This is a genomic window from Promicromonospora panici, assembly GCF_900608595.1.
In the GTDB taxonomy this organism is placed as follows: domain Bacteria; phylum Actinomycetota; class Actinomycetes; order Actinomycetales; family Cellulomonadaceae; genus Promicromonospora; species Promicromonospora panici.
Window position 1 is genome coordinate 33187 of sequence record NZ_UWYY01000003.1, and the last position, 24912, is coordinate 58098.

At 70.5% G+C, this 24912-nt stretch carries 22 protein-coding genes; 10 read left to right on the top strand and 12 right to left on the bottom strand.

Annotated elements, in window-relative coordinates:
• Positions 1-99 precede the first annotated feature (99 nt).
• Positions 100-861, top strand: a complete 762-nt coding sequence (locus tag EW117_RS03745) for a hypothetical protein (RefSeq protein WP_129783860.1) — start codon at positions 100-102, stop codon at positions 859-861.
• Positions 862-895: 34 nt separating this feature from the next.
• Here the strand turns inward: EW117_RS03745 and EW117_RS03750 are convergent, their stop codons facing one another.
• From EW117_RS03750 to EW117_RS03770, 5 genes are all read right to left on the bottom strand, one after another.
• Positions 896-1594: an RNA polymerase sigma factor gene (locus EW117_RS03750; protein ID WP_165362444.1), complete on the bottom strand. Its 699-nt coding sequence runs from the start codon at positions 1592-1594 to the stop codon at positions 896-898.
• Positions 1595-1866: 272 nt separating this feature from the next.
• Positions 1867-2118 carry a hypothetical protein gene (locus EW117_RS03755; RefSeq protein WP_129783864.1) on the bottom strand — a complete coding sequence of 84 codons (252 nt, stop codon included), beginning with the start codon at positions 2116-2118 and terminating at the stop codon, positions 1867-1869.
• 107 nt (positions 2119-2225) lie between these two features.
• Positions 2226-3407, bottom strand: a complete 1182-nt coding sequence (gene wecB / locus EW117_RS03760) for a non-hydrolyzing UDP-N-acetylglucosamine 2-epimerase (RefSeq protein WP_129783866.1) — start codon at positions 3405-3407, stop codon at positions 2226-2228.
• A gap of 141 nt (positions 3408-3548) precedes the next feature.
• Positions 3549-4136, bottom strand: a complete 588-nt coding sequence (locus EW117_RS03765; RefSeq protein WP_129783868.1) for a hypothetical protein — start codon at positions 4134-4136, stop codon at positions 3549-3551.
• Between the two features lie 276 nt (positions 4137-4412).
• On the bottom strand, positions 4413-5726 hold the full coding sequence (locus tag EW117_RS03770; protein ID WP_242504069.1) for a glycosyltransferase: 1314 nt from the start codon (positions 5724-5726) through the stop codon (positions 4413-4415).
• Positions 5727-5833: 107 nt separating this feature from the next.
• Here EW117_RS03770 and EW117_RS03775 point away from each other — a divergent pair, with 107 nt between their 5' ends.
• The 5 genes from EW117_RS03775 (at position 5834) to EW117_RS03795 (ending at position 10405) form a co-directional block, all read left to right on the top strand.
• Positions 5834-7696, top strand: coding sequence for an acyltransferase family protein (locus EW117_RS03775; protein WP_129783870.1), 1863 nt, complete (start codon positions 5834-5836; stop codon positions 7694-7696).
• 116 nt (positions 7697-7812) lie between these two features.
• Positions 7813-8589: a VOC family protein gene (locus EW117_RS30605; RefSeq protein ID WP_165362445.1), complete on the top strand. Its 777-nt coding sequence runs from the start codon at positions 7813-7815 to the stop codon at positions 8587-8589.
• Complete coding sequence (locus EW117_RS03785; protein ID WP_129783874.1) at positions 8586-9185, top strand: SRPBCC domain-containing protein; 600 nt, start codon at positions 8586-8588, stop codon at positions 9183-9185. The genes EW117_RS30605 and EW117_RS03785 overlap by 4 nt, the downstream gene beginning before the upstream one ends.
• Positions 9186-9311: 126 nt before the next feature.
• Positions 9312-9497: a peptidase gene (locus tag EW117_RS03790; RefSeq protein WP_129783876.1), complete on the top strand. Its 186-nt coding sequence runs from the start codon at positions 9312-9314 to the stop codon at positions 9495-9497.
• 191 nt (positions 9498-9688) lie between these two features.
• A complete protein-coding gene (locus tag EW117_RS03795) occupies positions 9689-10405 on the top strand; it encodes a transglutaminase-like domain-containing protein (protein WP_207211734.1) in 717 nt (238 codons plus the stop codon).
• Between the two features lie 77 nt (positions 10406-10482).
• Here EW117_RS03795 and EW117_RS03800 read toward each other — a convergent pair whose 3' ends face one another.
• Positions 10483-11061, bottom strand: a complete 579-nt coding sequence (locus EW117_RS03800) for a dihydrofolate reductase family protein (RefSeq protein ID WP_129783878.1) — start codon at positions 11059-11061, stop codon at positions 10483-10485.
• Positions 11062-11158: 97 nt separating this feature from the next.
• Positions 11159-11878 carry an AAA family ATPase gene (locus tag EW117_RS03805; protein WP_129783880.1) on the bottom strand — a complete coding sequence of 240 codons (720 nt, stop codon included), beginning with the start codon at positions 11876-11878 and terminating at the stop codon, positions 11159-11161.
• Positions 11879-11947: 69 nt separating this feature from the next.
• Between EW117_RS03805 and EW117_RS03810 the strand changes: the two genes are divergently transcribed.
• Positions 11948-12352, top strand: a complete 405-nt coding sequence (locus tag EW117_RS03810) for an MBL fold metallo-hydrolase (RefSeq protein ID WP_129783882.1) — start codon at positions 11948-11950, stop codon at positions 12350-12352.
• Between the two features lie 29 nt (positions 12353-12381).
• Here the strand turns inward: EW117_RS03810 and EW117_RS03815 are convergent, their stop codons facing one another.
• A complete protein-coding gene (locus tag EW117_RS03815; protein WP_129783884.1) occupies positions 12382-13188 on the bottom strand; it encodes an LLM class flavin-dependent oxidoreductase in 807 nt (268 codons plus the stop codon).
• Between the two features lie 518 nt (positions 13189-13706).
• On the opposite strand from EW117_RS03815, the gene EW117_RS29645 reads away from it, so the two are divergent.
• Positions 13707-14042: an enoyl-CoA hydratase-related protein gene (locus tag EW117_RS29645; RefSeq protein WP_207211735.1), complete on the top strand. Its 336-nt coding sequence runs from the start codon at positions 13707-13709 to the stop codon at positions 14040-14042.
• A gap of 513 nt (positions 14043-14555) precedes the next feature.
• Here EW117_RS29645 and EW117_RS03830 read toward each other — a convergent pair.
• A complete protein-coding gene (locus EW117_RS03830) occupies positions 14556-15344 on the bottom strand; it encodes an SDR family NAD(P)-dependent oxidoreductase (protein WP_129783886.1) in 789 nt (262 codons plus the stop codon).
• Positions 15345-15537: 193 nt separating this feature from the next.
• On the opposite strand from EW117_RS03830, the gene EW117_RS03835 reads away from it, so the two are divergent.
• Positions 15538-16116, top strand: coding sequence for a TetR/AcrR family transcriptional regulator (locus tag EW117_RS03835; protein WP_207211736.1), 579 nt, complete (start codon positions 15538-15540; stop codon positions 16114-16116).
• Positions 16117-16118: 2 nt separating this feature from the next.
• On the opposite strand, the gene EW117_RS03840 is transcribed toward EW117_RS03835, so the two are convergent.
• Positions 16119-16520: a Rid family hydrolase gene (locus EW117_RS03840; RefSeq protein ID WP_129783890.1), complete on the bottom strand. Its 402-nt coding sequence runs from the start codon at positions 16518-16520 to the stop codon at positions 16119-16121.
• Positions 16521-16592: 72 nt separating this feature from the next.
• Between EW117_RS03840 and EW117_RS03845 the strand changes: the two genes are divergently transcribed.
• Positions 16593-17870 carry a hypothetical protein gene (locus tag EW117_RS03845; RefSeq protein ID WP_129783892.1) on the top strand — a complete coding sequence of 426 codons (1278 nt, stop codon included), beginning with the start codon at positions 16593-16595 and terminating at the stop codon, positions 17868-17870.
• Positions 17871-17897: 27 nt separating this feature from the next.
• Here EW117_RS03845 and EW117_RS03850 read toward each other — a convergent pair whose 3' ends face one another.
• Positions 17898-18473: a hypothetical protein gene (locus tag EW117_RS03850; RefSeq protein ID WP_129783894.1), complete on the bottom strand. Its 576-nt coding sequence runs from the start codon at positions 18471-18473 to the stop codon at positions 17898-17900.
• 91 nt (positions 18474-18564) lie between these two features.
• The gene (locus EW117_RS03855) at positions 18565-24885 is read right to left on the bottom strand and encodes a DUF7507 domain-containing protein (RefSeq protein WP_165362446.1); all 6321 of its coding nucleotides are present in this window, start codon (positions 24883-24885) and stop codon (positions 18565-18567) included.
• Positions 24886-24912: the final 27 nt, after the last annotated feature.

A 24912-nucleotide genomic window follows, 5' to 3' on the forward strand; every position in this document is an offset into this window, starting at 1 on the left:
TACGCACGTCACAGGGGTGATTCGGGGGGTGATCCGGCGTCCGGGCGGCTCTTCCGCTTGCGCCGTCACCACCTGCTTGTGTCACCGTCTAGCCCGGCGATGAAAAAGTCACCCGCAGGAGACGACGGACTCGGCCCGCTGTGCGCGCGATGGCGCAGGCACACGGTCGCCGAGGGCTGGCGCATGCCCGAGGACTGGTCGACGCCGGCCGTCGTCCCGCTCGCGTATGCCGTGCTGAACGGGCTCGCGGCCGAGGTACCCGCCCAGGCCCTCGGCACCGCTCGCGCGCTGGCCGACGTCGGCGTCACGGAGGGTCTGCGCGACGTCGGCGCGCTCTACGACCTGTGCCTGACGACCATGCCCCTGTCCGTCACGCTGGCCTTCGCGGCCGGCTGGGAGACCGCCGACACGGGGCCCGACCCCCAGGCCGCCGCACGCGGCATGAGCGGGCTGCCGCAGCACGCCGAGTTCCTGGCGCGCGCCGCCGACGTCTTCGCCGGCATCGAGAGCACGAAGGACGGCGGGTCGCTCGTGCTGGTGACGATCGACGGCCGGGTCGGCAAGATCGGCAGCGCCGCGCGGCTCGTGCGGTGGAAGCGCGACGTGCTGCTCGGCGAGGCGGTCCGGCTGTCGTTCGGCGAGGACTACCCGACCGGCTACCGCGACGGGGTCGCCGTCGTGCTCGGCCGGTCGGAGCCCGCGGGCCGGGTCCTGGCGTCCGTCGCCCGGGCCCGCGCCACGCTCACCAGCCTGGCCCGGCAGAACCCGAGCATCCTGCGGGCGCCGATCCGGATCACCGTGCAGCCGCTGCCCGAGGACCTCGCCGCGCTGCGCAGCTTGATCACCGCCGACGCCGCGTAGCGTCGCTGAGCAGACGACGCCGCGACCCGGCGAGCTAGGGCCGGCTGGGGCCGCCGTCGTCCAGCGCCGCGCGCCGGCTCTCCGAGCCGTGCTCGTGCACCCCGCGTGCCACGAACCGGCGGATCGACTCGCGCGCCCGCACGAGCAGGGCGGCCACGGCGTTCTTCGATATCCCGAGGTCCTCGGCCACCATCGAGATCGGGACGCCCTCGAACACCGTCATCTGCATCGCATACCGCTGCCGCGGCGGACACGCCGCCAGGCCCTCGAGCACGTCCCCGAGCTCCATCGCGGACAGCGCCGCCGCGGCCGGGTCGTCCGACGCCGGCAGGTCGTGGGCCTCGTCGATCGCCGTCATCGGCGGCTGTCGCCGGCGCGAGCGGTCGGTCGCGATGTTGCGCACGGTGCGCGCCACGTATGTCTTCCCGTGCTCCCGCGGCCCGCGCCCCGCGCGCAGCAACGACAGGATGCGGACGAACGCCTCCGCCGCCAGGTCGTCGGCGTCCGCGGGGCTGCGGGTGTAACGCCGCGCCACCTTGAGCGCATACGGATAGTGGCGCCGCCAGACGAGGTCTATCGCGAACGTGTCGCCCGCCCTCGCCCGGCCGAACAGCTCGATGTCACCGAGTTCCTCCGCGTCCCCGTCCGTCTCCACCAACACCCCAGGATTCCCATGCCCCTGTTCCAGCAGACCGATCTCGCGCTGCCAGGCCGCCGTCGTCGTCATCGGCATCCAGATCCCCTCCTCGCGATGACGGCCCGACCGTTCGGCCGGGCCGTCGGCGCACGTACGTACGCGATGGGGAAGACGCGGTAGGTGGGTGGGCGTGTCGCAGGCCACAGAGGTGATCGGGAGGGTGATCTGCCTGGTCAGAGGGACAAATCGCATGCGGATGCATGTATAGGGCAACCCGCCGCGAGCATGGCCGTGGCCCCGCACGGCAAGATGCGGGGCCACGGAGCTGCGGCCCGCCGGGAGGACGGCGGGGTCGGGCGGGGCCGGGTCTACCGGCGTCGGACGGCGGTGATCACGAACGCCAGGAATCCGATCGCGAGGGCCGACACCGTGGCCTCGACAGACCGGGAGGTGGCGACCCAGACCAGCACGAGCACGAGCAGCGTCACCGTGAGGGCGACGACCGCGACGCGCGTCATGATTCGCGAGAGCCGGACCAGCCGCACTGCGGCGTCGGGGATCGGCGGGGGCGTCGGATCCGACGGATCCGGCTGCGGGACCGCGGGCAGGAGGTGAGACATCAGGGTTTCCTTTCGAGGGAGTGCGCGGCTCCCGCCGGGAGCACGGCCCATGCCCGAGAACCCCAGCTTCCGGGCATGGACCGAGCAACCAGCGGGAGCCGGCGGGGTCAGCGGGCGAGTGCGGTGGCGGTCCAGCCCGTGACGTCGTCCTCCCCGCGCCGGCTGGCGAGCAGGTTCTCGATGACGTCGACCACCCGCGCGGCGGCGTGCCCGTCACCGAACGGACTGGGCGCGTTGGCCATGCGGCGGTGCAGCGTCTCGTCGGTGAGCAGCGCGGTGAGCGTGTCGACGATGCGCCTCGTGTGGGTGCCGACGAGCACGCCGCCGCCCGCGTCGAGGAGCTCCGGGCGCTCGGTGGTGTCGCGGGTGATCACGACGGGCACGTCGAAGGCGGGCGCCTCCTCCTGGATGCCGCCCGAGTCGGTCACCACGAGAGTCGCCTTGGACAGGACCCGCGTGAACTCCGCGTACGGCAGGGCGTCGGTCAGCAGGATGTTGGGGGTGTTGAAGGTGGTCGGCACGATCGCCTCGCGCACCAGCGGGTTGCCGTGCAGCGGCACGACGACGAGCACGTCGGGGAAGCGGTCGGCGACCTCGACCAGGGCCCGCGCGACCCGCTCGATCCCGTCGTCCCAGGACTCGCGCCGGTGCGCCGTGACCAGGACCAGGCGCTGGCCCTCCATGATCGCCGTCTCGATGATCGGGTCGCTGACCCGGACGGGCCGGCTGACCGTGTGCATCAGGGCGTCGATGACGGTGTTGCCGGTGACGGTGACCTGGTGCTCGGGCACGTGCTCGTGGAGCAGGTTGCGCGCGGCCAGGTCCGTGGGGGCGCAGTGCCGGGCGGCGATGGTGGTGATGAACCGCCGGTTCCCCTCCTCGGGGAACGGCGAGTAGACGTCGCCGGTGCGCAGGCCCGCCTCGACGTGCACCACCGGGATCTGGCGGTGATACGCGGTCAGCGCCCCGGCGAACGCCGTGGTGGTGTCGCCCTGCACGACGACGGCGTCGACCGGGTGCGCGTCGAGGTACTCGCTGAAGCCGCGGACGGCGCCGATCAGGACGTCGTCGAGCGAGTAGCCGCGACGCAGCAGGCCCAGGTCATGGTCCGGGATGATGCCGAAGAGCTGGTTGACCTGGTCGAGCATGGAGCGGTGCTGCCCGGAGCTCACGACGCGCGGTACGTGCCGGTTCCGGCGCTTGAGCTCGTTGACGACCGGGGCGAGCTTCACGGCCTCCGGCCGCGTTCCGTAGAGCACTGCGATCTCACGGCGAGCTGTCTGGGGCATGCTGCTTCTCTCTGCTCGGGCGGACGGCTCGCAAGTACGAGCCGACGGGACCGACGCAGCGGGATGGGAGTGATGACGCCCTTGCCCGTGATTTTCTTTTTTGGGTTGGTACCGCGCTGACCTGGGCCGATGCTTCTCGGGTCACGCGTCCCCGGTGGGCCGGGCCACCGCCAGCAGGCCGCCGGGCGTGAAGAGCAGCGAGCAGAAGCACAGGGTCGCGACCATCAGGGCCGGGCCGCCGACCGTGTGCATCATCCAGCCGAACCCGGTCTCACCCCAGCGTGCGGTCGCCTCGACCGACAGGACCGTCCGGGCCGTGCTCACGACCCCGAGGATCGTGATGGTCACCAGGCTCGCGACGAGCAGCCCGGCCACGGGGGCGCGGCGCCACACGAGCAGCATCAGCGCGGTCGCCAGAAGCGCGCCGCCCATGAACCACGACGCCGAGACCGGGCCGGTGACCAGGACGCTCGGCCACACGGGCACCCCGCCCGCCATCGACTCGTAGTAGAAGACCGGGGCCGCCGAGGGCACCGTTGCGGCCCGGGAGAACAGGTGCTCCAGCAGCCGGGCGATGAGCACCGCCTCGCCGTGCCGAAAGCGCTCGGCGGCCAGCAGGACGGCGACCCCGAGCACGGCCACCGGCACGGCGGCCCAGAGGCGCGGCCGGACGTCGGGCGGTGGGGTACGGGCCTCGACGATCACGATCTCGACCGAAGATTCGATCACGGCTCGCCCTCCCCACCCCGTGAGTGGGTAGAGCGGGTCGGGGGGTTGTGCATGCGCGTTTTCCTCTCCGGAGGCGGGGGGTGTGGATCAGCGGCTCGCTCGCCCGGACAGACGCACCGAGGGCCGGACGACGACGGTTCGTCATCACCGCGGGCGGTTCCCGTCTATCCGGGCGCTGGCCGAGAACGCCCCACCGCTTCGTCCCCTGGCGGTGGGGCGTTGTCGTGTCTGGGATGGCGTGTATCGGAGCGGGAGGACTGCGCCTCCGGACCACGCTCAGATTGAGACCGGTTCTGCCTCGCGGACCCGCGCCGTCTTGTCCCACGTCGTCTCGCCGCGCAGGATGCGCGCCAGCGCCTTCCACGCGCACGTGAACGAGATGTAGTTCATGACGATGAAGGAGTTGGCGAGGGCCAGGCTCTTGAGCAGGGCGAAGCGCCGGTCACGCCGGTGGTAGATCCAGCCCGCCGCGAGCGCCGGAGCGAAGGCGAGGAGGTAGAACGCAGCGGCGACGATGGTGAGCGCGATGCTGCTGCCGTCCGCGACCACCCAGATCTGGTCCCAGTTGATGGCGAGCATGATCAGGCAGTAGTGGAAGAGGATCGACCAGGGGAGGTCGAGCAGCCAGGGGACGAGGCAGTAGGACGTGAGCTCGAGCGCCCTGGCGTTGCTGAGCTGGGGCGCGCGCCAGATGTCGGGCACGCGCCCGATGGCCATCATGTGGCCCTGGTACCAGCGGGTGCGCTGCTTGAGGAGCAGCGGCAGCGTCTCGACCGCTTGCTGGTCCACAGAGGCGTGGGGTGTGGTCTGCAGTTGCCAGCCCATGAGCGCGAGCGTGATGGCGAGGTCGAGGTCCTCGGTCAGTGACGCGGACCAGGGCCGCTCCCCCGTCTCGTCGAGCGCGGAGAGGCGCGCGAACTGCCCGTTGCCGCCGAGGCTCACGGTTCCCGTGACCTGGCGGCCGAACTGCGTGATCGCTGCGAGGCCCCAGAACTGGTAGTCCTGGAACCGCGTCAGGAAGGTGTGCCGGTTGCGGATGCGGACCTGGAGCTGGACGCCGCCGACGGCGTCGTTCGCGAAGAGGGGCAGGACCTGGTCGAGGGCGCCGTCCGAGAGGCGGCCGTCGGCGTCCATCACGCACACGATGACCTTCGCGGGATCCTGGCCGCGCTCGGCGACCCGGCGTCGGACCCAGGCGATCCCGGCGTTGAGCGCCTCCCCCTTGCCCTGGCGCGCGTCGGGGAGGTCGCGGCGCAGCACCTGGACCCGGCCGCCGCCGGCGGCACGAGCGTGCGGTGTCGTGTCGTCGTCCGACCCGTCGTCGATCACGAGGGTTGTCGTCCCGGCCAGGCGGGTCAGCCCGGCGACCGTGGGGCCGATGACGGCCTCCTCGTTCAGGCACGGGACCAGGAAGTACAGGGTCAGGTCGGCATGCGCCGCGGAGTCGCGCGAACCGTAGGTCGCGTTCCCTTGCGCACCGAGGCTGGTCCTCGAGCGCCGGAGCTGGACGAGCCCGCTGCCCATGAGCAGCAGGAAGTAGGCCATCGATGTGCCGATGACGACGTGCGAGAGGGTCTCGAGCACGGGCATGTCTGTTCCTCTTTCGGTGGACCCGGCGATAGACGTCCACCGGGTCCGGCCATGACGGCCAGGATTTCGACCGTCACCGCTGCGCCGATCGGCCGTCAGTCCACCCCGTGACGACCACGAACTTCACCCGGCCCATCCCGCTCCCCTCGGTGTACTACCGGGCGGTCGACGGGCTACGCGGCGTCGCCGTGATCTCCGTGCTCATGTACCACACGGGCCTGTACCACAACGGCCTCTTCGGGGTGGACCTGTTCATGGTGCTGTCCGGCTTCCTGATCACCGTCACGCTGCTGCGTGAGGAGTCGCGGACCGGGCGGGTCAGCCTCAAGGCCTTCTACCGTCGCCGGGCCAAGCGCCTCTTGGCCCCGCTGCTCGTGGTGCTCGGCGCGACGGCGATCGCCGCCGCGCAGCTGGGCCGCAGCGACGAGGCCGACCGGGTGCTGCAACAGGGCATCGCGTCGCTGTTCTACGTCGCCAACTGGGAGCAGATCGCCCAGGGCGAGTCGTACTGGGACGCCCTGGGCGTGCCGGGCCCGCTCTCGCACATGTGGTCGCTGTCCATCACGGAGCAGTTCTACCTGGTGTGGCCGCCGCTGCTCGCTCTCGTCTCCGCGATCGTCGTCCGACGGCGGCACGCGGTGATCGCGGCACTCGCCGCCGCCGGGGCGGTCGCCATGACCGTCGCGACCGTACTGTCGTACGACGGCGCCAACGCCGACCTGCTGTATCTGGGCACCCACACGCACGGCGTCGGCCTCATGGTCGGGTCGCTGGCCGCCGTCGTCTGTGTGTGGCGGCTCCGGCGCCGCGCGGGGGGTGTGCCGTCGCGGTTCGTCCTGCCGCGACGGCTGGCCGGGCTGGTCACGGTGGCCCTGCTGACGGCGATCGTGGTGGTGTCGGTGCTGACGACCACGTACGAGGAGCCCTGGCTCTACGAGAGCGGCGGGCTGACCGTCGTCGCGCTGCTGGGGGCGGGTCTGATCCTGGCCCTGACCCGCTCGGACACCTGGGTGGCACGGATCTTCGAGGTCGGCCCGCTGGTCGAGATCGGCAAGGTCTCCTACGCCCTCTACCTGGTCCACATGCCGGTGTTCTGGTTGCTGCAGAAGATGCTGCCCGACCCCCGGCCGGCGTTCATCGCGCTCTACGGGATCCCGCTGTCGGTCGCGTTCGCCGCCTTCCTGCACCACATCGTCGGCGAGCCGGTGCGCATCCGGCGGTGGAACCGCGCCGGAGGTGTCTCCTTCGCGGTCCTCAGCGTCGCCGTGTGCGCGGCTCTGGTCGTCTCGCCCGCCGTCGTGCGGCAGGTTTCAGGTTCCGGGGACACCCGCGTGCTGGTGCTCGGCGACTCGCTCGGGCACGACTTCGCGCAGGCCCTGACGACCTACGCCCCCGACGAGTTCGCGGTGACCGACGCCGCCTTCAACGGCTGCGGCGTCTTCAGCCCGGAGACGAGCCGGACCACTACCGGCGTCCCACAACGCCCTGCGGACGGGTGCCTGCCGTGGGAGCAGCGCTGGCGTGACGGCATCCGCGACGCCGCCCCGCACGTCGTGGTGATCAACCTGGCGTGGGACGGCGCCGACCAGCGCGTCGACGGCCGCTGGCTGGACCCGTGCACGCGGGGTTACGCCAAGCGGTACACGCGCCAGCTCGACGCGGCGCTCGAGATCGTCCAGGCGGGCGACCCCGACCGCCAGGTGCTGCTCACCACCTCCCGCGAGTTCACGCCTATCGCGTGGCCCGAGTGGGCGGCCTGCCACACCGAACAGCTCCGCGAGGCGGCTGCCGAGCGCGACGGGGTCACGGTCCTGGAGCTGCACGACTTCGTCTGCACGGACCGGAAATGCCGGCAGACGACGCCGGACGGCTCGCCCACCTACATCGACACGGTGCACTTCACGCGGCGGGGTATGGAGTGGATCGCGCCGTGGCTGTCGGACGCGATCAGTTCTGCGGCTGGGCGGTGAGACCGGCGTCGGTGAGACCGGCCTCGCACAAGCTCGGGAGGTATCGACGCGCCAACCTTATGCAAGCAGGTACTTGCATTTGACATGCAAGTACCGACTTGCCTATCGTCGTCGGCGTGACGGATGTGTTCAAGGCCCTGTCGGACCGGACCCGGCGGGCGATCGTCGAAGAGCTACGCCAGCGGGACGGGCAGTCCCTGTTCGAGCTGTGCGCGCGGCTCACCACCAACCACGGGCTGACCTCCTCGCGCCAGGCAGTCTCACAACACCTGGACGTGCTGGAGGCCGCGGGCCTGGTCACAGCGAGACGTCAGGGGCGATACAAGCTGCTCTTCCTCGACACCGCGCCCCTCACCCCGATCGTCGAGAGCTGGCTGGCCGAGCGCACCGACCCATCGCCTGCCCGCGCCACCGTCCCACCTGCCGGGGCGGCGAGGGCAGGCATGAGGGTCACGTGGGTCAGCGTGTTCGTCGACGACCAGGAACGGGCGCTGCGGTTCTACACCGACGTGCTGGGATTCGTCCCCAAGCACGACGTCCCCCTCGGTGAGGACCGCTGGATCACGGTGGTCTCGCCTCTGGACCCGGACGGCGTCGAGCTCGTATTCGAACCCGCCACCCCACCGGCGAGGCAGTTCCGGGACACGCTGACGGCTGACGGCACACCCTTCAACTCCTTCGCCGTCGATGACGTCGAAGCCGAGTACCAGCGGCTCCAGGGCCTCGGCGTCCACTTCACCCAGCCCCCCACCGTCATGGGCGAGACCACCACCGCGGTGTTCGACGACACCTGCGGAAACCTGATCCAGATTCACCACCATGCCGAGCAGCAGGCCGGCGACCCGGACCCACAGAGGGAGCCGGACCCTACAGAAGAAGGAGAACACCAGTGACTGACATCGCAGACCAGGACGCGAGCATCCCCCTCGTGGAGCGCAGCGTCACGAACCGTGAGATCGCCGACGGGCCGGCCGACGCCGTGGTACTCCGGCGCCGCTTGGATGCGCCGATCCAGGACGTGTGGGCCGCGATCACGACCCCGGATCGCATCGACCGCTTCTTCCTGCCGGTCAGCGGCGACTTCCGAGAGGGCGGCTCTTATGCCTTCGAGGGCCAGGCCAGCGGGAGGATCCTCGCCTGCGACGCCCCGAATCTGCTCCGGCTCGAGTGGATCCCGCCGGACCGCGCCGAAGCCGACCAGGTCGAGGTGCGGCTGACCGCCGACGGAGACGACGATGCGACGTGGCTGGAGCTTGAGCATGCCTCCGTCGCCGATGTCTTCCACACCGACCTGTCCGGAGACAAGTTCAGCCCCGCGATCGGTTGGGAGGGTCCGTTGCACTTCCTCGGTGAGTACTTGCGCGGCGTGCTGCCGGACCAGCCGAGCATGGAGTGGTACGTCTTCGACGAGGCGGAAGAGATGAGGCTGGCCAAGCTCCGCGCCGCGGAGTGGGTCAAGGCAGAGGCTCGGCACGCCGGGACGAGCTAGATCGCGCCGTTTCGCACGGTCACGTCGCCATCGGCACGATTTTCACCCGTCATGACTCGCGTGCCGCGCCGTCTATCTCGGTGTACCGATCCGCGACAGCGGGCCTCTCACCGAAAGGAAACAGGTATGTACCACAACCCTGGCATCGGCACGGGTATCGGCGCCGGTGCCGCCGGCGCAGGTGGTCTCGCGGCGACCGGCTTCGAGGCCCTGTGGGTGTCGGCGGCGGCCATCGGCCTGCTTGTCGCCGGCTTCGTGTTGCTGAGGACGAGCAGGCTCCGGCGCGCGGCGGCGGCGCGGTCGACGTCGTAGGGGCGACGCGCAGGGCGGCGGCCGTCCGCCGGTAGGACACCTCCAGACGGGCGTCCGGTTCTCGGCCGGCGCCTCGTCCGCTTCGAGAACACGGTCTGGCATGGTCTGAGGCTCCGGACCATGCCGGATCGTGTTCTCGAGGCGGACCTCTTCGGGGTCGATGTCAGACCCCCCGCGTAGCATCCCCGACCATGGCCGATGACGAGCTCAGCTACTCCCAGCCCGGGCTCTTCACGAGCCTCGACGCGACGCAGCTTCACTTCATCGACGCTCTGCCGGACGACCCCGTGGGTATCTGCGCCGTCGCGCAAGGCCTGGTGATCCAGCCGCACGACGCCGTGGCGGCAGGGATCGACGAGGACCGGATCACGGAGAAGGACATCCGGCCCACGAGCGAGCTGCTCGCCGTGCTGACTGCCCTCGATGCGTCCCCGCTGAACCAGGCCCGAGCGCCCGAGAAACGGGTGGTCGGGACGTGCCGCCACTTCACTGTCCTCGCCTGCACGTTCCTGCGGGCGCGGGGCATCCTGGCGCGGGCCCGGTGCGGCTTCGGGACCTACTTCCGTGCGGGTCACGGCTACGACCACTGGATCACCGAGTACTGGGACACCGACGACCAGCGCTGGGTGCGCGTGGACACCGAGCACCTCGGCAAGGGCTACGTCGACCACCTCGACGATCTCGCTCCGGGCGAGTTCCTGACCGGGGGCGAGGCCTGGACCCGGCACCGAGCCGGCCTGGTCGACGCCCAGAGGTTCGGAGTGCCCGGGACGGACCATGCCTGGGGGCCGGATGACTGCCGCGTACGACGGCACGACGGGTCCCGACTACGACCGGCTCATCGACACGCTGGCCGATACCTGCGTGGAAGACGATGCGCAGGCTCGGGCCCTCCTGTTCAAACATGAGGATCTGGCGGTTCCTGATCACTTGCTGAGGTGATCAGCGGCGCAACGCCAGAGCGTTGGCTCAGCCCCGACGGCGCTCAGCCATGCAGGGCAGGTCGGTAGACGAGCTCGACGGTTCGACCGTCAAGTGTCCGGCTCTCGATCAGCTCGAGGTCGAAGTCGGCCGCGCCCTTGAAGAGCGGACCAGCCCCGGTCTGACCGCTGATGACCGGGAAGATCGTCACCTGGACGCGGTCGACGAGCCCGGCGGCCATCAGGGCCCGGTTCATGGCCAGGCTTCCGTGCGAGCGCAACGACACCTCGGACTCTTGCTTGAGACGGGCGACGACGTCGACGGCGTCACCGGCCACCACGGCAGCATCCGGCCACGCGAACGTTCCGGTGAGCGTGGTCGACACCACGGTTGTCGGCATGCTTCGCATCCGAGAGTTCACCGGGCCGAGGTCGGACTCGGGGATCGGACCCAGCATCTCGACGAACTGCCGAAAGGTGTTGGCCCCTAGGACCATCCGCTGCTCCTCGCCGAGCACGGCGCGACGCCGCTCGAGGAACTCCGGGCCCTGCTTCCCCCAGTAACCACCCCAGTCACCGTCGGGTCCGTAGGAGCCGTAGCCGTCGAGGGTGGAGAAGACATCCCAGGTGTAGACAGCGGTCATGTTGTGTTCCTCGGGGGTGCGTCTGGTCGAGTGTCGTGAATACAGACGACGAGTCATCACGGAACTCATCGCGTGAGCGGCAGCTCGAAGCCGGCGGTCAGGTAGCGTCGAAGAACGTGTCCGGCCGCCCCAGAAACCTCCTCCACAGGGCAACCGACTCCAGCTCTGCCCATGTGCGTTCGGCGATGCCCCGATCTGTCATCTCCAGGATCTGCGCCCCGGGCAGAGCCGCGACCATCGGCGAGTGCGTCGCATAGACCACCTGCGTCGCACGTTCGGCCGCGACGTCCTGCAGGCGGTACAGCAACTGCAGGGTCGACTCGAACGACAGCGGCCCCTCGGCCTCGTCCAGGAGATACAGGCCGGGCCCGTCGAACCGTCCCATGATCGCCTGGAGGTACGACTCGCCGTGGCTGACCTCCCAGGACGGCTTGTCGCCGTAGCCAGGCAGGCCGGACATGTATTCGAGCATCCCGAAGGCAGTCTCTGCCCGCAGGTAGAAGCCCTTCGCGTTGCGCTTGGTCATACCGGCCCCGGCCGGCGTGCGGTCCAGCAGGATCGCCTCGCCCAGCGGACTCTTCTCCAGCGCACTGGCGTACTTCCGGCCACCGTGTCCGCCACGCACGTCGAGGCCGTAGCCCTCGGCGATCGCTTCCAGCAGCGTGGACTTGCCGCTGCCGTTGGCGCCCATCAGGATCACGATCCGACTGTTCAGCCGCACACCACGGGCAGCGATCTCAGCGATCGCCGGGACCGTCCACGGCCAGACGCCTTCCTCGACCAGGGCGGGCTTGACCTGCACTCCCTCGATCAGCACCGCCCCAGGCTAACGACACCGGCAGTTTCTGGCTGTGAACATCGTTGTCGGTCTGCTTGGGTCGGTGTCATGGGACGTTGGATCGAGGCCGCGGACGGTGTGCTGGTGCGGCGCTATGAGGAGCTCGACCTGTCGGTCGGGCTCGTGGTCGGCGACGTGACGTGCCTCGTCGTGGACTCGGGCGCGGTGTTCGCGGGCGACCTCGTGGAGCAGGGCGCGCCGCCCCAGTTCGACGACGCCTTCCCCCAGAGCTGGCCGGCAGCGCTGGACGGCATCCTCGCGCTGGACGCACCGATCGTCCTGCCCGGCCACGGCAACCCGGTCGACCGCGACTTCGTCCGAGGCCAGCGCGCAGAGCTGGTGCTGGTCGCCGAGCTGTGCCGGGAGGTTTCCGCCGGGACGCTCACCGCGGAGCAGGCCGTGGCGCGCTCGCCGTACCCGGAGGAGTTCACGCTGGCGGCGCTCGCGCGCTGACCCGGGATCGGCCCGACGCGGAGCCTGACCTACCGCCCGGCCAGCTCGGCCACGACCGGCGCGAGCCGTTCCGCGGAGCCAGCGCCGAAGACGAAGTAGGAGTAGCCGATCTCTTCCCGACGCCGCTGGATCTCCTCGGCGGCCGCCGCCGGGTCATCGGGGAGGATGGCGAGCGAGTCCGCCTCGCGCAGCGCGGCCGTGTCGATGTCCGGCGGGGCCATGAACGGCGCGACGTCGTCGCCGACGACGGGCACGTGGAGCGCCAGCTCGACGTCCCGGTCGGCGTGGAACCCACGGACCCTCCCCGCGACCTCGGCACGGGTGTCGTCCGGCATTGCCGCGATCGTGACCGTGTCAGCGAACTCGGCGGCCAGCGCCTGCGCCTTCGGCCCGCGAACCGCCATCACCACCGGCGTGTGCAGATCGGGGCCGTCCAGCTCGCGCAGCCTCATCAAAGTCTCCCGCACCAGGGCGAGGCGCTCTCGCGGCGGGAGCACGGGCATCTCGAGCGAACGGAGCTCGTCCTCGATCCCAGGCCGCCCGGTGCCGATGCCCATCTCGAAGCGGCGCTCGGTGAGCACCGAGAGGGAGTGCGCCTCCCAGGCCGTGCTCCAGGCCGGGCGCAGCGGGGAGGCATAGACCCAGGTGCCGACACGTATGTCCGCCTGTGCCGCCGCGAAGGCGAGCGCCGGCGCGGGCGCGGGCTGCCAGTGCGGGACGTCGGGCATCAGCAGCGTCGAGTAGCCGCTGCCGGCGATCCGGCGCACTCGCTCCCGCCACGAGGGCAGGTCGGTCAACAGCGGGGTCACGACCCCGAACCGGAACGGTCTGGTCATATCTGGACTCCTCTGTCCGCAACCGACGGGAAGCGACGCTAGCAGGCGGCGACGTCCTGCGAACCTGAGCGCTCAGCTGCGTGGACCCGCGCCGTGCAGCAACGTGTCGATGACGAGGCTCGCCAGCACGTCCGGGTCCCGCGCCCCCCGGGTCGTGGTCGGTCCCGGGCCGGTCGAGCGCCTCGTTCAGCAGGGCGTAGTACACCTGCCGCGTCCAGTCCAGGTCGCTGTCCAAGGCGAGCAGCCCCTCGCTCTGTGCGCGGGCCAGCAGCCGGCCGGTGTGAGCGTCGATGTCGTTCCAGATCGCAGCCGCCACAGGATTGTGCGGCGAGGAATGGCTGAGCGTGTGCCGCCAGGTGTTCTTGACGCGCAGCACGTTCGCGGTAACCCGGTAGAGCGCGACGAGCGCCGGGGCGGCGTCGGGACGCGCGTCCTCGATGGCGTCGATCACCTGCTGCTTCGCGGAGACCGCCAGCGCCTCCAGGAGTGCCTGTCCCACACCAGCACCGGAGCGAACCATGACGCAGTTCCAGATCAAGACCGTGGCACCCAAGATCCGCCGGGTCACCTTCAACAACCCGCCCGTGAACGTCATCGGCGCGGACACCGTCGCCGAACTGTCCGCCGTCGTCGACGAGCTGAGCCAGGACGAACACGTCCAGGTGGTCATCTTCGACAGCGGAACACCGGAGTACTTCTACAACCACTCCGACCTGGGCCAGGTGCCCGAGCTCCTCGCCCAGACCGGCGCCGACTCGACACCCCTGTTCACCGACCTGTCGATCCGCCTCGCCAGCGCCCCGTTCATCAGCATCGCCGCCATCCGCGGCCGCACCGCGGCGGCGACGAGCTGACCCTGGCCTTCGACCTGCGCTACGCCAGCCGCGAGCAGGCGTTCTTCAGCCAGCCCGAGGTATCGATCGGATTAGTCCCCGGCGTCGGCGGCGGTGACCGCCTGCCCCGGCTCTGGGCCGGGACCGCGCCCTGGAGGCCATCCTGACCAGCCAGGAATACGACGCCGACCGGGCCGAGCAGTACGGCTGGGTGACCCGGGCCGTCGCCGACGCCGACGCCGACCTCGACGATTTCGTGGACGGCGTCGCCGCCCCATCGCGTCGTTCGACAGGGCGTCCGTCCTGGGCGCCAAGGCACAGGTCAACCGCGCGACGCTTCCGCCGGGAGCCGACGTGCGCGCGTCCTGGGCGGAGTTCTCGGAGTCGGTGACCTGGCCGGGCTTCCAGGCCCGCGTTCCCCAGTTCGGCGCGGCGGTCGCCAAGATCGGCCTGGACGAGATCGAGCGCGATCTGGGCCACTACGTCGGTCTCATCAACCAGCAGGCACGAGCTGACCTGTTGGTCTCGCCGGCCCTACGCGACCTTGACCGACCCGGCGTCCACCGCCCAGTTGGACCCGATCGCGCTCGGTATCGTGGGTGACGCGATCAGTAGCACCGCACGCGCGATCTCGTCCGGCTCGATCAGCTGTCCGGTCAGCATCCCGCCTTGCTGCGGCAGGGTCTCGAGCAGGGCGCCATGGTCGACGCCCAGGTGCGCCGCCACCTGAGCCATGTAGCCGTCCGCACCCGTCTGCGTGTACGTGCGGGTCCCGCCGGGCGCCACGGTGTTGACCCGCACGCCCGAGCCGGCCAGCTTCTCGGCCAGCGCCCGGGACACCGTGTTGAGGGCAGCCTTGGCGGCGGAGTAGTGGATCGGCGCCGCCCCCGGACGGCGGGCGGCCTCCGAGCTGATGTTGACGACGGCCCCGCGTGACGCGATCAACGCTGGCAGCGCCGCCCGGGTGGCCCGCACGGTGGCGCCGAGGTTCAGCGCGAAGATCGCCTCCCAGACGTCGTCCCCTCCCTCGAAGACGTCGTTGAACGCCTCCGGCGGCTGGGTGCCGCCGCCGGCGTTGTTGACCAGGACGTCGAGGCGGTCGTCGCCCGCGAGGACGGCCTCGACCATCTGACGGGGGCCGTTCGGCAGGGACAGGTCCGCAGACACGAACGAGGCTTCGGTGGCATCCAGCTCAGGCGTGGTGCGCCGCGCCACGGCGACCACCGAAGCACCCTCGGCGAGGAAGGCCTGAACGGTCGCGAGGCCGATGCCCTTGCTGGCCCCGGTCACGAGCACACGCTTTCCGGCAAGTTGCAGATCCATGGTTGTTCACTCCAGTCCGACGTCATCTGACTCCGGAAGTGGACCATGCCAGACTCGGCTACGTCAATAAACGAGGCTATGCGTACTCGATTAAACCGCGTAGGCTGATGCCGCCCGACGTCGTCCCTCGTCAGCAGCCAGCCCAGAAGTCACCACCGGAGGCCAGATGGCCACGCCCGCGAACGCTCGCCCTATGCGAGCGGATGCCGAGCGCAGCATGACCCGCATCCTGGATGCCGCCCGGATCGTGCTCGCCGACGACCCGAACGCCTCGCTGGAGCGCATCGCCGACGAGGCGGGAGTCGCGCGCGCGACCGTCCAGCGCCGGTTCGCCTCCCGCAAAGCGCTGGTCGAGGCACTTCTCCAGCAGTTCGACGAGCGCTACCTCGAAGCGCTGAAGCAGTCCCGGGTAGACACCGCCCCGCCGCAGATCGCCCTGTACCGGCTGACCGAGCTCATCTTCGAGCTCAAGCTCGCGCACCGCCTCGTCCTCGACGCGATCGACCGGCTCGGCACCAGCGCGGAACACCCCGCCCGAGAGGTCGTGCAGGGCGTCGAACTGCTCTTCGGCCGCCTGTTCGCAACCGGCTCCATCACCACGGACAGCGCGTCCTGGTCGGTACGCGTCTACCTCGCCCTGATCAGCGAGGCCTACCACCTACCCGCGGACGCCCCGGAGCTGGCCGCCGGGCCCGACGACGTCACGGCCCGCACCGACCTGGTGGTCCGGAGCGTCCTCGGTGCGCTCGGGGGTAAACCGCTCGGAGCCTGAGCTCAGCGCACCACCGCGGCAACCACGCTGACCTCGATGAGCGCACCGGGCACTCCCAGCCCTGCTACGCGCGCCCCGAGCACCAAGGGCGGTTCGTCGGACGCGAGCAGCGGCGCGATCGCCCCGTACGCGGCCTGGAGGTCGACGCCGTCGACGAACAGCACGGTCCACCGGATGACGTCGGCGAAGGTCGCGCCTGCCGCGGCGAGCGCGGCCCGCACGTTCTCGACGGAACGAACGGACTGCGCGGCGACGTCGTCCCCGCCGACGAGGGCGCCGTCTGCGTCGACGGAATTCTGGCCGCCTACGTAGATGGTCGTCGCGCCGGGCGGCACGATCGCGACGTGACTGAAGGCAGGGCTCAAGACGAGCCCAGCCGGACGAAGGAGCTGTATCTGTTCCATGACCCGATCCTGGCACCCGTCACTGACACGACCGCCGGCAGCCGGGTGAAAGTGCGCTGGTAACCTCCGCGGGTGCTCCCGAAGCAGCGTGGTTCCGTTGCCATGGCCCTGGTCGCGACTGTCCTGGCCCTGGCCGCGTGCACCTACGACCGAAGCGCGCCCCTGCGCGGCGAGCTCGCTCCGAGCCCCGAGCCGACCGGCGCGCTCTACAGCCGGGTCATGCACGCGGACGGGTACTCGGCCCCGCGTTCGTCGGTCTCGGTGTACCTGTACGACACCGCGAACGACGTCAAGGCCGTCACGGCGGCCCTGTCGCTCGGGTTCTTCTGCCTGCTTCCGGGCCCGTTCTGCCCGCGGCCCGTCTCCGCGGAACCGGACGAGAAGGGGCTCTGGTCGCTGGAGAAGGACGAGCTGGGCGACACCACGGCCGGGCTGCAGGCCACGGCCACGCTCCACGTCGGCGACGCCGAGTTCGGCCCGAACACCACGCTCGTGCTCCCGGAGTCGGGCACCGGGTCGGTCGCGAACGGCGAGCCCCGCCGCGTCCCGGACCTCGTGTACTGGGAGCCCGCGCTCACCGTGACGGGCAAGGACGGCCTGCTCGAGGTGTCCTGGCCGGCAGCGACCGACGTGCCGACCGGCAAGAAGGTCACCTACACGGTGGTGTCCGCCAGCACGGGCGACGCCGCGTCCGGCCCCCTCCTGCTCGCCGGCCCGACGACCGGCACGTCCGCCGAGGTGGACGCCCGCGTGTACGCCGACGCGCCGTCCGAGCTGATGGTCGTCGCGCAGACCACCGCGAAGATCGGCGGCGAACGCGTCGAGACCGCATATCGCAGCGCCGGCGTCGCTCCGCCCGGCGATCTGACGCCGCCGTCCCGGGGCGCCGAGTGCCTGGCCGAGGACGAGGCCTCCGGGCAGCTCAGGCCGGCCGTGTCGCCGTGCCCGATCACGGACGGCGACGTGGAATGGGACACGGACGGCGTCCGGCTGCCCGGGGTCTGCGCCACCGAGACCGACACCACCGGGACCGACGCCACCGGGAGTGCGAGCGACGGCCCCGCCGGCGAGAAGGAGTGCACGGAGCCGAACCACCCGCGGGTCTGCGTGGTCCTCCCCGAGCCTCGCGAGGTCAGCCTGGTCGTCGTGCGGACGCCGTTCGACCCGGTCGGCCAGCAGGTCGAGCTGCTCGACGCTCAGCACCGGACCGTGGACAGCCGCGCCGTGAAGGGGGACGCGTTCGACGAGGTGTACCCGGTCCGCTTCGAGAAGCCGGCGCGCATCGGCGTCGTCTGCCTCCAGGACGACTCCGGGGCCGGCTCCGGCCTGAGCGAGATCTCCATCTGGTAGCCGGCCGCGTCCGGGTAGCCGTTCGGGTCACTCCTCGCCGAACGAGCCCGCGAACTCCTCGATCGCCGCCATCACCTCGTCGATGATCGCCAGGTTCTCCGCCCGGTCCTGCGGCACCTCGAGGCTGTGGTCCGCGCTCTCCACCTCGACGACGTCGGCCTGTGAGCCGTCCGCGAGATCGCCGTCCCACAGGGGGTCCGCGGTGCCGCCGATCAGCAGGTGCTCCTCGTCCAGGTCGGCGGCCGTCGCCCGCACGTCGAGCGCGTCCTCGCTGGTGAGCACGGGTGTGAGCCACACGCCCGGCAGTCCGAGGCGGACCGCCAGCGGCATCGCGAGCGTGCCGAGGGACTTGGCCACCACGATGTGCAGCGTGTCCTCGTCGGGGGCGTCCGCGCCGTCGAGAATCTCCTCGTACGCGGCGCGGGCCTCGTCCCAGGTGGGCTTGGTCGTCCACTCCAGGGTGCGGACCGTCCAGCCCTGGTCGCTCAGCGCGGCCCGGGCGTACCAGAGCAGAGGTCCCATGGCGGTGTAGCCGCTGCCGGGCAGAACCGTCGCGACGCGGGCCGGGTCGCCGTCGGTGACTTGCAGCGTGTAGGCAGGCACGTGGTCATCATGGCAGGTCAGGCGAAAGCCCTGCCAGCGGCCGGGGGTGTGGCCGTGGCAGGGCTTTCGCTCTCAGGGCGTCACCGTCGCATCAGCGGATGTTGCGTCGCTGGTGCGCGATGATCAGGGCGGCCGCGCCGAGCAGGATCAGGAGCGCCGCTCCCGCGATGATCCAGCCGAGGTCGGCACCCGTCATCGCCAGGGGCGGCGGCGGGTCGCTCGGCGTGCCGGGGTCTCCGGGCTCACCGGGCTCGTCCGGCGTGGCGCAGGCCTCCGCGGTGTCGGCCAGGTCGTTGTGACCGATCCCGGCCGTGTTCGCGAACCCGCCCGGCTTGCCGGAGCCGGGCTCGGGGCACGTGAACGTGGAGGTGTCCCCCGAGTCACCCGGAACGGTGGCCCGGACCTGCACCCGATAGGTGTGCTTGCCCCCGGCGGGCAGGTCCACATCGGTGGCGACCACGTTCGTAGCAGCCCCCGGCGCTCCCCGGCCGGTCCAGGACCGGGCGGCGGTCACGCCCTTCGGCGTGTCCGTCACCTGCGCCGCGGCGACCTGGATCCCCGCGCCGAACCGCAGCCGGTCGGTGAGGGTGTACTCGCCCGCGGCGGCACCGGTGTTGACCGCCGTGATCGCGTACGTGACCGTCCACTGCCCGTTCGGGCCGGCGACCGGGTCACCGATCACGGACTTGGTGATGTCGATCGACGGCACCGGAGCACAGTCCGTGTCGGTCTGCGTCCCTCCGGTCTCGTCGGTCAGGGTCGCGGCGTTGTTCAGGCCCTGCTCGAGCAGGTTCGACCCGGGCGGGACGGTGCAGGCCGGCGAGCCCGTCCCGTCGTCGTCCACGTCGCCCTCCGCGAAGTGCAGCGGGACCTTCGCGAGCACGGTCACCCGGTAGACGTGCGGGGAGTACCCCTTGTCGTCCAGGCCGGCGATCCGTACGCCGGTGGCGATGCGCTGATCGCCGTCACCGTCGAACCCCTTGTTCACGGTGACCCCCTGCGGGCCGGTGACCTTGACGTCCTGGGCCGTGATGACCGGGGCGAAGAGGAGCTCGTCGTCCAGGTCGTAGGTGGTCGGCTCGGTGCCGACGTTCCCGACGGTCAGGTCGTAGACCACCTTCCAGGTGCCGTTCCCTGCGGGCTTGGCCGAGACCAGGGCCTTGTCCAGGGTCGGCTTGCCCGGGCGGACGCACTCCTCGTCGGAGTCCTCGATCCCGTTCCAGCTGACTCCGGCGACGTTGTTCAGCGCCCCGTCGATGGTCCCGTCACCGGTGGTGCACTCGGGTGCCTCGGGCACCTCGATGGTGCTCAGGTCCGCCGCGTACCGCACCGTGACCGTATAGGTGTGCACCACCGGGGCGCCTGGCGCCTCGGCGATGGGCTGGCCGGTCACGATCCGCGGGTCGTCGACGCCGTCGAAGCCGGGGTTGAACCCGACCGGGTCGGGCGCGTCGGTGGACACGTCCTCGATGCCGACCACCGTCACCCCCTTACCGGGCTCGAGGGTGTCGTCCAGGTCGTACGACCCGGCGCCGGGACCACGGTTGGTGACCATGATCTCGTAGCTCGCGTCGTACACCCCGTCCTCACCGTCGACCGGCGTCACCGCGCCCGCGATGGACTTGGTGATGTCGATCAGCGGCAGCGGCGCGCACACGTCGTCGTCCTGGGTCTCGCCGTTGTGCGTGAGCTCACCGGTGTTCGCGAGACCACCCGGCTTGCCCGGCTGGCACTTCAGGGTGTCCGGCGTGGCCGCGTCGTCCAGCGAGACGACCGCCTGCACCTGGTAGGTGTGGCTGCCACCCGCCCGCAGGGCGACGTCGGCGGCGACCACGTTCTCGCCGGCGTCGTCGGTGCCCTGGCCGGTCCAGCCGACCGACGGCGTGACGCCGTCCGGGACATCCGTGACCTCGGCGGACTCGATCACGATCCCGGCCCCGTACCGCAGCCGGTCACGCACGACGTACTTCCCCTCAGCCTGACCGATGTTGTCCACCACCAGGTCGTAGGTGATGGTCCAGGTCCCGTCACCGTTCGGCGTCGGGCCGTCGCTGATCTCCTTCCTCATCTCGAACAGCGGCACGCTCGGGCAGACCTCGTCCTCGCCCACGATGCCGTTGTGGTCCAGCAGCGTGCCGTTGGCCAGTCCGCCGCTCTCGCCCGACCCGGGGGGCGGGCAGACCAGGGTGCTCGGGTCGATCGTCTCCTCGTCCAGCGAGACGACGAGCTCCACCTGGTACGTGTGCTTCGCACCCGCATCCAGGCTCACCCCGGTGGCGACCAGGTTCTCCGCCGCGTCGGGCGTGTCCCCCAGGCCGGTCCAGCCGCGCTCGAGCGGCACGCCGGCCGGCCCGGTCACGTCCTTCCCGACGACGTTGATGTCGCCGCCCAGGCGCAGCTGGTCGTACACGTCGTACTCACCGGTGGCGGCCCCGACGTTCTCGGCGACGACGTCGTAGACGACCGTCCAGGTCCCGTCACCGTTCGGCGTCGGGCCCTCTGCCACCGTCTTGTCCACGGTGATGTACGCGACCGTGACGCACGCCGGGTCGTCGTCGGTCAGGTCGTTGTGCTCGATCTGAGCGGTGTTCGACAGGCCGCCGTTCTCGCTCGGGTCGTCCGAGCACGGCGTGATCACGACGGCGCCGTCCTCGTCGTCGATCGAGAGGACGACCTCCACCTGGTAGGTGTGGCTCTCCCCCGCGGGCAGGTCGACGCCGGAGGCGATGACGTTCTCCGGCGAGGTCTGGTCGGCGCCGAGACCGGTCCAGTCCGGCGAGGCCGTGACGCCGTCCGGCGTCGTGATGATCCGGCCGGAGTCGATGACCAGGTCACCGTCCGCCGTCATCTTGTCGGTCATGTCGTACTCGCCGTCGGCCTTGCCGGAGTTCTTGGCGACGATGTCGTAGGTGACCGTCCAGGTGCCGTCCCGGTTCGGGACCGGACCCTCGCTGATGGACTTGGTGATGTCGATCGAGGGGATCGGCGCGCACGCCTGGTCGTCCTCGGTCTCGCCACGCTCGTCCGTCATCTGCGACGTGTTGTTGAACGCCGTGTCCGAGTCGTCGCCGTCGGCGCCGCACTCGGTCGGGTCGTCGGCGCTGCCCGCACCCGGGATGTTCAGCGGCACGTCCGCGATCACGGTCAGCTCGTATTCGTGCGCCGCGTAACCGTCGTCGTCGCTACCCAGGAGCGGGACGCCGGACGCGATGCCCACGTTGCCCTGCCCGTCCCAGGCGGGATCGGTCAGCGTGACGCCGTCGGGCGACGACGTCACCTCCGCCGAGACGATGTCCGCCTCGTCGGTGAAGTGCAGCGTGTCCTCCAGGCTGTACGACGTCGGCGCCTCCGAGACGTTGGTGACCTCGATCCCGTACACGACCTCCCACTGGCCGTTGCCGATGGGGGTCGCCGAGATCAGGGTCTTCTCGTGCGTCGGCTCTCCGTCGATCTCGAACCCGGCCGGGTCGCAGTTGATCGTCGGCGGATCCTCGGAGTCGTCCGGCTGATCCGCTTCGGCGCACGCGTTGTTGACCACGACGTCGCCTGCCGCGGCGTCGGCCGTGATCTCGAACTCGTGCGTGTCGGTGTCCCCCGGCGCCAGCTCGTCGATCGTGAACGAGCCGAGCTCGGGCTGCTTGTCGTCGGAGACGACGACGTCCGTCAGCGTGCCCTGGCCGGTGTTCTCCACGACGATCCGGTACCGGATGGTCTCGCCGTCGCGGAAGACCGGGTAGTCGGCCGGGTCGTTGGCGTCGTGCCAGTTCCCCTCGAGGTCCTGCACGTACTTCTTGAGCGACGCCGAGTACATCGTGCCCATGGTCAGCGGCTCCGACGTGCGCATCACGAGCCTCGTGTGCTCGGCACGCGCCTGGGAGCGGTTCACCCAGACGTCGCCCGGGTCGGCACCCTCCGTCTCGATGTTGATCTTGAACGCGAGCGACGCGCCCGGCGCGAGCTGGCCGCCGATCACCCGGATCGCCGTCGGGTTGGCCGGCATGGTCGTGGTCCAGCCCGCCGTGTTGCCGGCCGGGTTGCCGGCCGCGCCGTTCGAGGCGTGCGCCGGGTCGTCGCTGAGTGAGGCCGGATCCTCGTCGGTGTAGTAGACCGTCGCGCCCGCGGGCACGTCGACGCTCGTGACGCTGTAAGTGCCCTCGTAGTCCGTGCCGCGGCCGTCACCGTTATACGGGAGGATGTCGATCGTGTCGGTGAACCGCTGCGGCAGCGGGTCCTCGGACTTGAGCGTCACCGTCCACGAGCCCGTGCCGTCGCCGGAACCGTCCGGGTTGGCGATGAACCACTGGTCGGTGCTCTTGCCGATCAGAGTCTGGCCGTTCGTGGTGATCGTGACCTGGGAGGTCGCGGGCGGGGTGGTCAGCCCGTTGAAGGTGCTGGTGGCCGTGTTGGTGAGCACCTGACCTGGCCGGACCGAGCTACCGGCCACCGCCTGGTAGGTCAGGGTGTGCTCCTCGTTCGTCGGCACGTCGTCGAGGGTCCAGCGCAGGACCTGCTGCCCCGCGGCGTTGGTGGTCACCACGGGCGCCGGGGTCGCGGACCCCGCGACATAGGTCATGCCCACCGGGAGCGTGTCGGTGATGACGTAGCCGTCCACCGTGTCGGGGATCGCACCCGAGCCATTCGCCGAGTAGGTCAGCGTGAACGTCCCGGGCTCACCCGGCTTGACCGTCGACTGGCTCGCGGCCTTCCGGATCGCCGGGGTCGCGGTGACGATCCGCAGGATGTCGCGGCGCCCGTTGGTCGCCGGGTAGCGCGCGCCGGGGGTGGGGTTGGTCACCGTCGAGTTCCACGGCTCGCCCGGACCCTCCCAGACACCGCTGACCGGGTTGTACACGGAGCCGAACATCCAGACGTCCTGGCCGGCCCGCACGTCGTCCTTGATCGTCGTGTAGCCGACGAGCTGGATGCCGTTGAACCCCTCGGCCGTGAGCAGCGAGTCCGGGTACATGATCCGGATGGCCTTGACCTGGGCGAGGTCGGTCGGCGGTGTCGTCGTCCAGTTCGCCGGGTCGGTGCCGCAGTTGAACGCGTTCGGGTTGGCGACGTTGCCCACGTAGTACTGGATCGCCGGCGGGTTGTCCAGCTCGCTCGCGCCGCCCTCTCCGGTGGGGGAGTAGCCGCGAATCGACGGGAATGCAGTTCCGGCTGGCGGCGGGGTGTACGTGGCATGGGCGGTGTCGAAGACCAGACACTGCCCATGCTGCGCCGTCGGGGGCGCGTTCAGGCGGGCGGCAGTGTTGTTGATGTACTGCATGACCGTCGTACCGGGCGAGACCCGGTAGGTGTCGTCCCAGTTGGTGCCCCCGGCACCGGTGTACGGACGGTGGTATGGAGCGGCCCATCGACCGGGCAGCACGTAGGTCTTGCTGGTGCTGTTGTTGCCGGCCAGGTCGGTGGACCTCAGCCCCGTCGTCGAGGTGTACGTCGGGGCATTCGACTGCAGGGTGATCGAACCGGACTGGTTGGTGGCGACGTGGAGCCACAGGCTGCCGCTCGCGATGTAGTTCCAGTCCGTCGGGAGCGGGTTCCGCTCAATCGTCGAGTCATACTTCGGAACGCTGGCGAGGTCGTAGTTGATGCCGGTCAGCCGCAGGTCGAACACACCAGGCATGCCCGCGACCGGCGTCAGGGTGCAGCTGTCCACGAAGGACGTCTGCTGGTCGGCCGGATAGCCCGGCAGCTCGGACCAGGGGACCCCGCTGGCCCGGTTGCCGTTGAACGGTGTGCAGCCCGTGTCGCCGTTGTACTTCGTGCCGATGGTGACCGGCGCCCCGTTGCTCTCGGTGAAGCGCAGCCGATAGGTCACGCTGTCGGGGCCGGGGTCCGAGCCCTTGCCCAGTCGCAGCGCCCATTCCAGGTCGAGGTCGACCGACCGGTAGTTCTCGTCCCATCGGTAGTACGTGGTGTTGCCACCGAACTGCATGTCCATCGCGAAGTCGTTCTCGATGGCGATCGGGTCCAGCGGCATCTCCAGCCCGTTGGTCTCACCGACGGCGGTGAGCTCCTCGCCCGTCTCGCCGTCGACCACCACGGGGGTCTGCACGATCACCGCGGTGCCCTGCTCCACCGTGCCCAGGTTGCAGGTCAGCGTCTTGCCGTCGGCCGAGATCGCCGAGACGGGGTCGACGTCGGCTTTGCGGCACAGGTCCGGGATCTCGTTGAACCGGCCCTTGTCCAGGGTGACGGTGAACGTCACGTCGTCGACGGGGTCGTTGGCGGGCGCCTCCGCGTCGTCGTTGACGTTGATCCGCCAGACGGCGTTGACCACGTCACCGCGACCCACGGTGGCCGGCGTACTCGCCTCCCACTCGCCCTCGATCTCGTACACGGTCTCGGCGAACGCCGGCGGCGCCGCAGTGGCGACGAGCCCGCTGCATGCCGTCACGGCGGCCATCGCACCGCCGATCAAACGCCTGAGCAG

Excerpts from the sequence above, each read along its gene's own strand:
- EW117_RS03755 (WP_129783864.1), bottom strand. The coding sequence starts at position 2,118 with ATGTCTCACCTCCTGCCCGCGGTCCCGCAGCCGGATCCGTCGGATCCG.
- EW117_RS03745 (WP_129783860.1), top strand. The coding sequence starts at position 100 with ATGAAAAAGTCACCCGCAGGAGACGACGGACTCGGCCCGCTGTGCGCG.
- EW117_RS03770 (WP_242504069.1), bottom strand. The coding sequence starts at position 5,726 with ATGCCCGTGCTCGAGACCCTCTCGCACGTCGTCATCGGCACATCGATG.
- EW117_RS03855 (WP_165362446.1), bottom strand. The coding sequence starts at position 24,885 with ATGGCCGCCGTGACGGCATGCAGCGGGCTCGTCGCCACTGCGGCGCCG.
- EW117_RS29645 (WP_207211735.1), top strand. The coding sequence starts at position 13,707 with ATGACGCAGTTCCAGATCAAGACCGTGGCACCCAAGATCCGCCGGGTC.
- EW117_RS03815 (WP_129783884.1), bottom strand. The coding sequence starts at position 13,188 with ATGACCAGACCGTTCCGGTTCGGGGTCGTGACCCCGCTGTTGACCGAC.
- EW117_RS03790 (WP_129783876.1), top strand. The coding sequence starts at position 9,312 with ATGTACCACAACCCTGGCATCGGCACGGGTATCGGCGCCGGTGCCGCC.
- EW117_RS03750 (WP_165362444.1), bottom strand. The coding sequence starts at position 1,594 with ATGCCGATGACGACGACGGCGGCCTGGCAGCGCGAGATCGGTCTGCTG.
- EW117_RS03840 (WP_129783890.1), bottom strand. The coding sequence starts at position 16,520 with ATGGAACAGATACAGCTCCTTCGTCCGGCTGGGCTCGTCTTGAGCCCT.
- EW117_RS03830 (WP_129783886.1), bottom strand. The coding sequence starts at position 15,344 with ATGGATCTGCAACTTGCCGGAAAGCGTGTGCTCGTGACCGGGGCCAGC.
- EW117_RS03800 (WP_129783878.1), bottom strand. The coding sequence starts at position 11,061 with ATGACCGCTGTCTACACCTGGGATGTCTTCTCCACCCTCGACGGCTAC.
- wecB (WP_129783866.1), bottom strand. The coding sequence starts at position 3,407 with ATGCCCCAGACAGCTCGCCGTGAGATCGCAGTGCTCTACGGAACGCGG.
- EW117_RS03835 (WP_207211736.1), top strand. The coding sequence starts at position 15,538 with ATGCGAGCGGATGCCGAGCGCAGCATGACCCGCATCCTGGATGCCGCC.
- EW117_RS03810 (WP_129783882.1), top strand. The coding sequence starts at position 11,948 with ATGGGACGTTGGATCGAGGCCGCGGACGGTGTGCTGGTGCGGCGCTAT.
- EW117_RS03795 (WP_207211734.1), top strand. The coding sequence starts at position 9,689 with ATGGCCGATGACGAGCTCAGCTACTCCCAGCCCGGGCTCTTCACGAGC.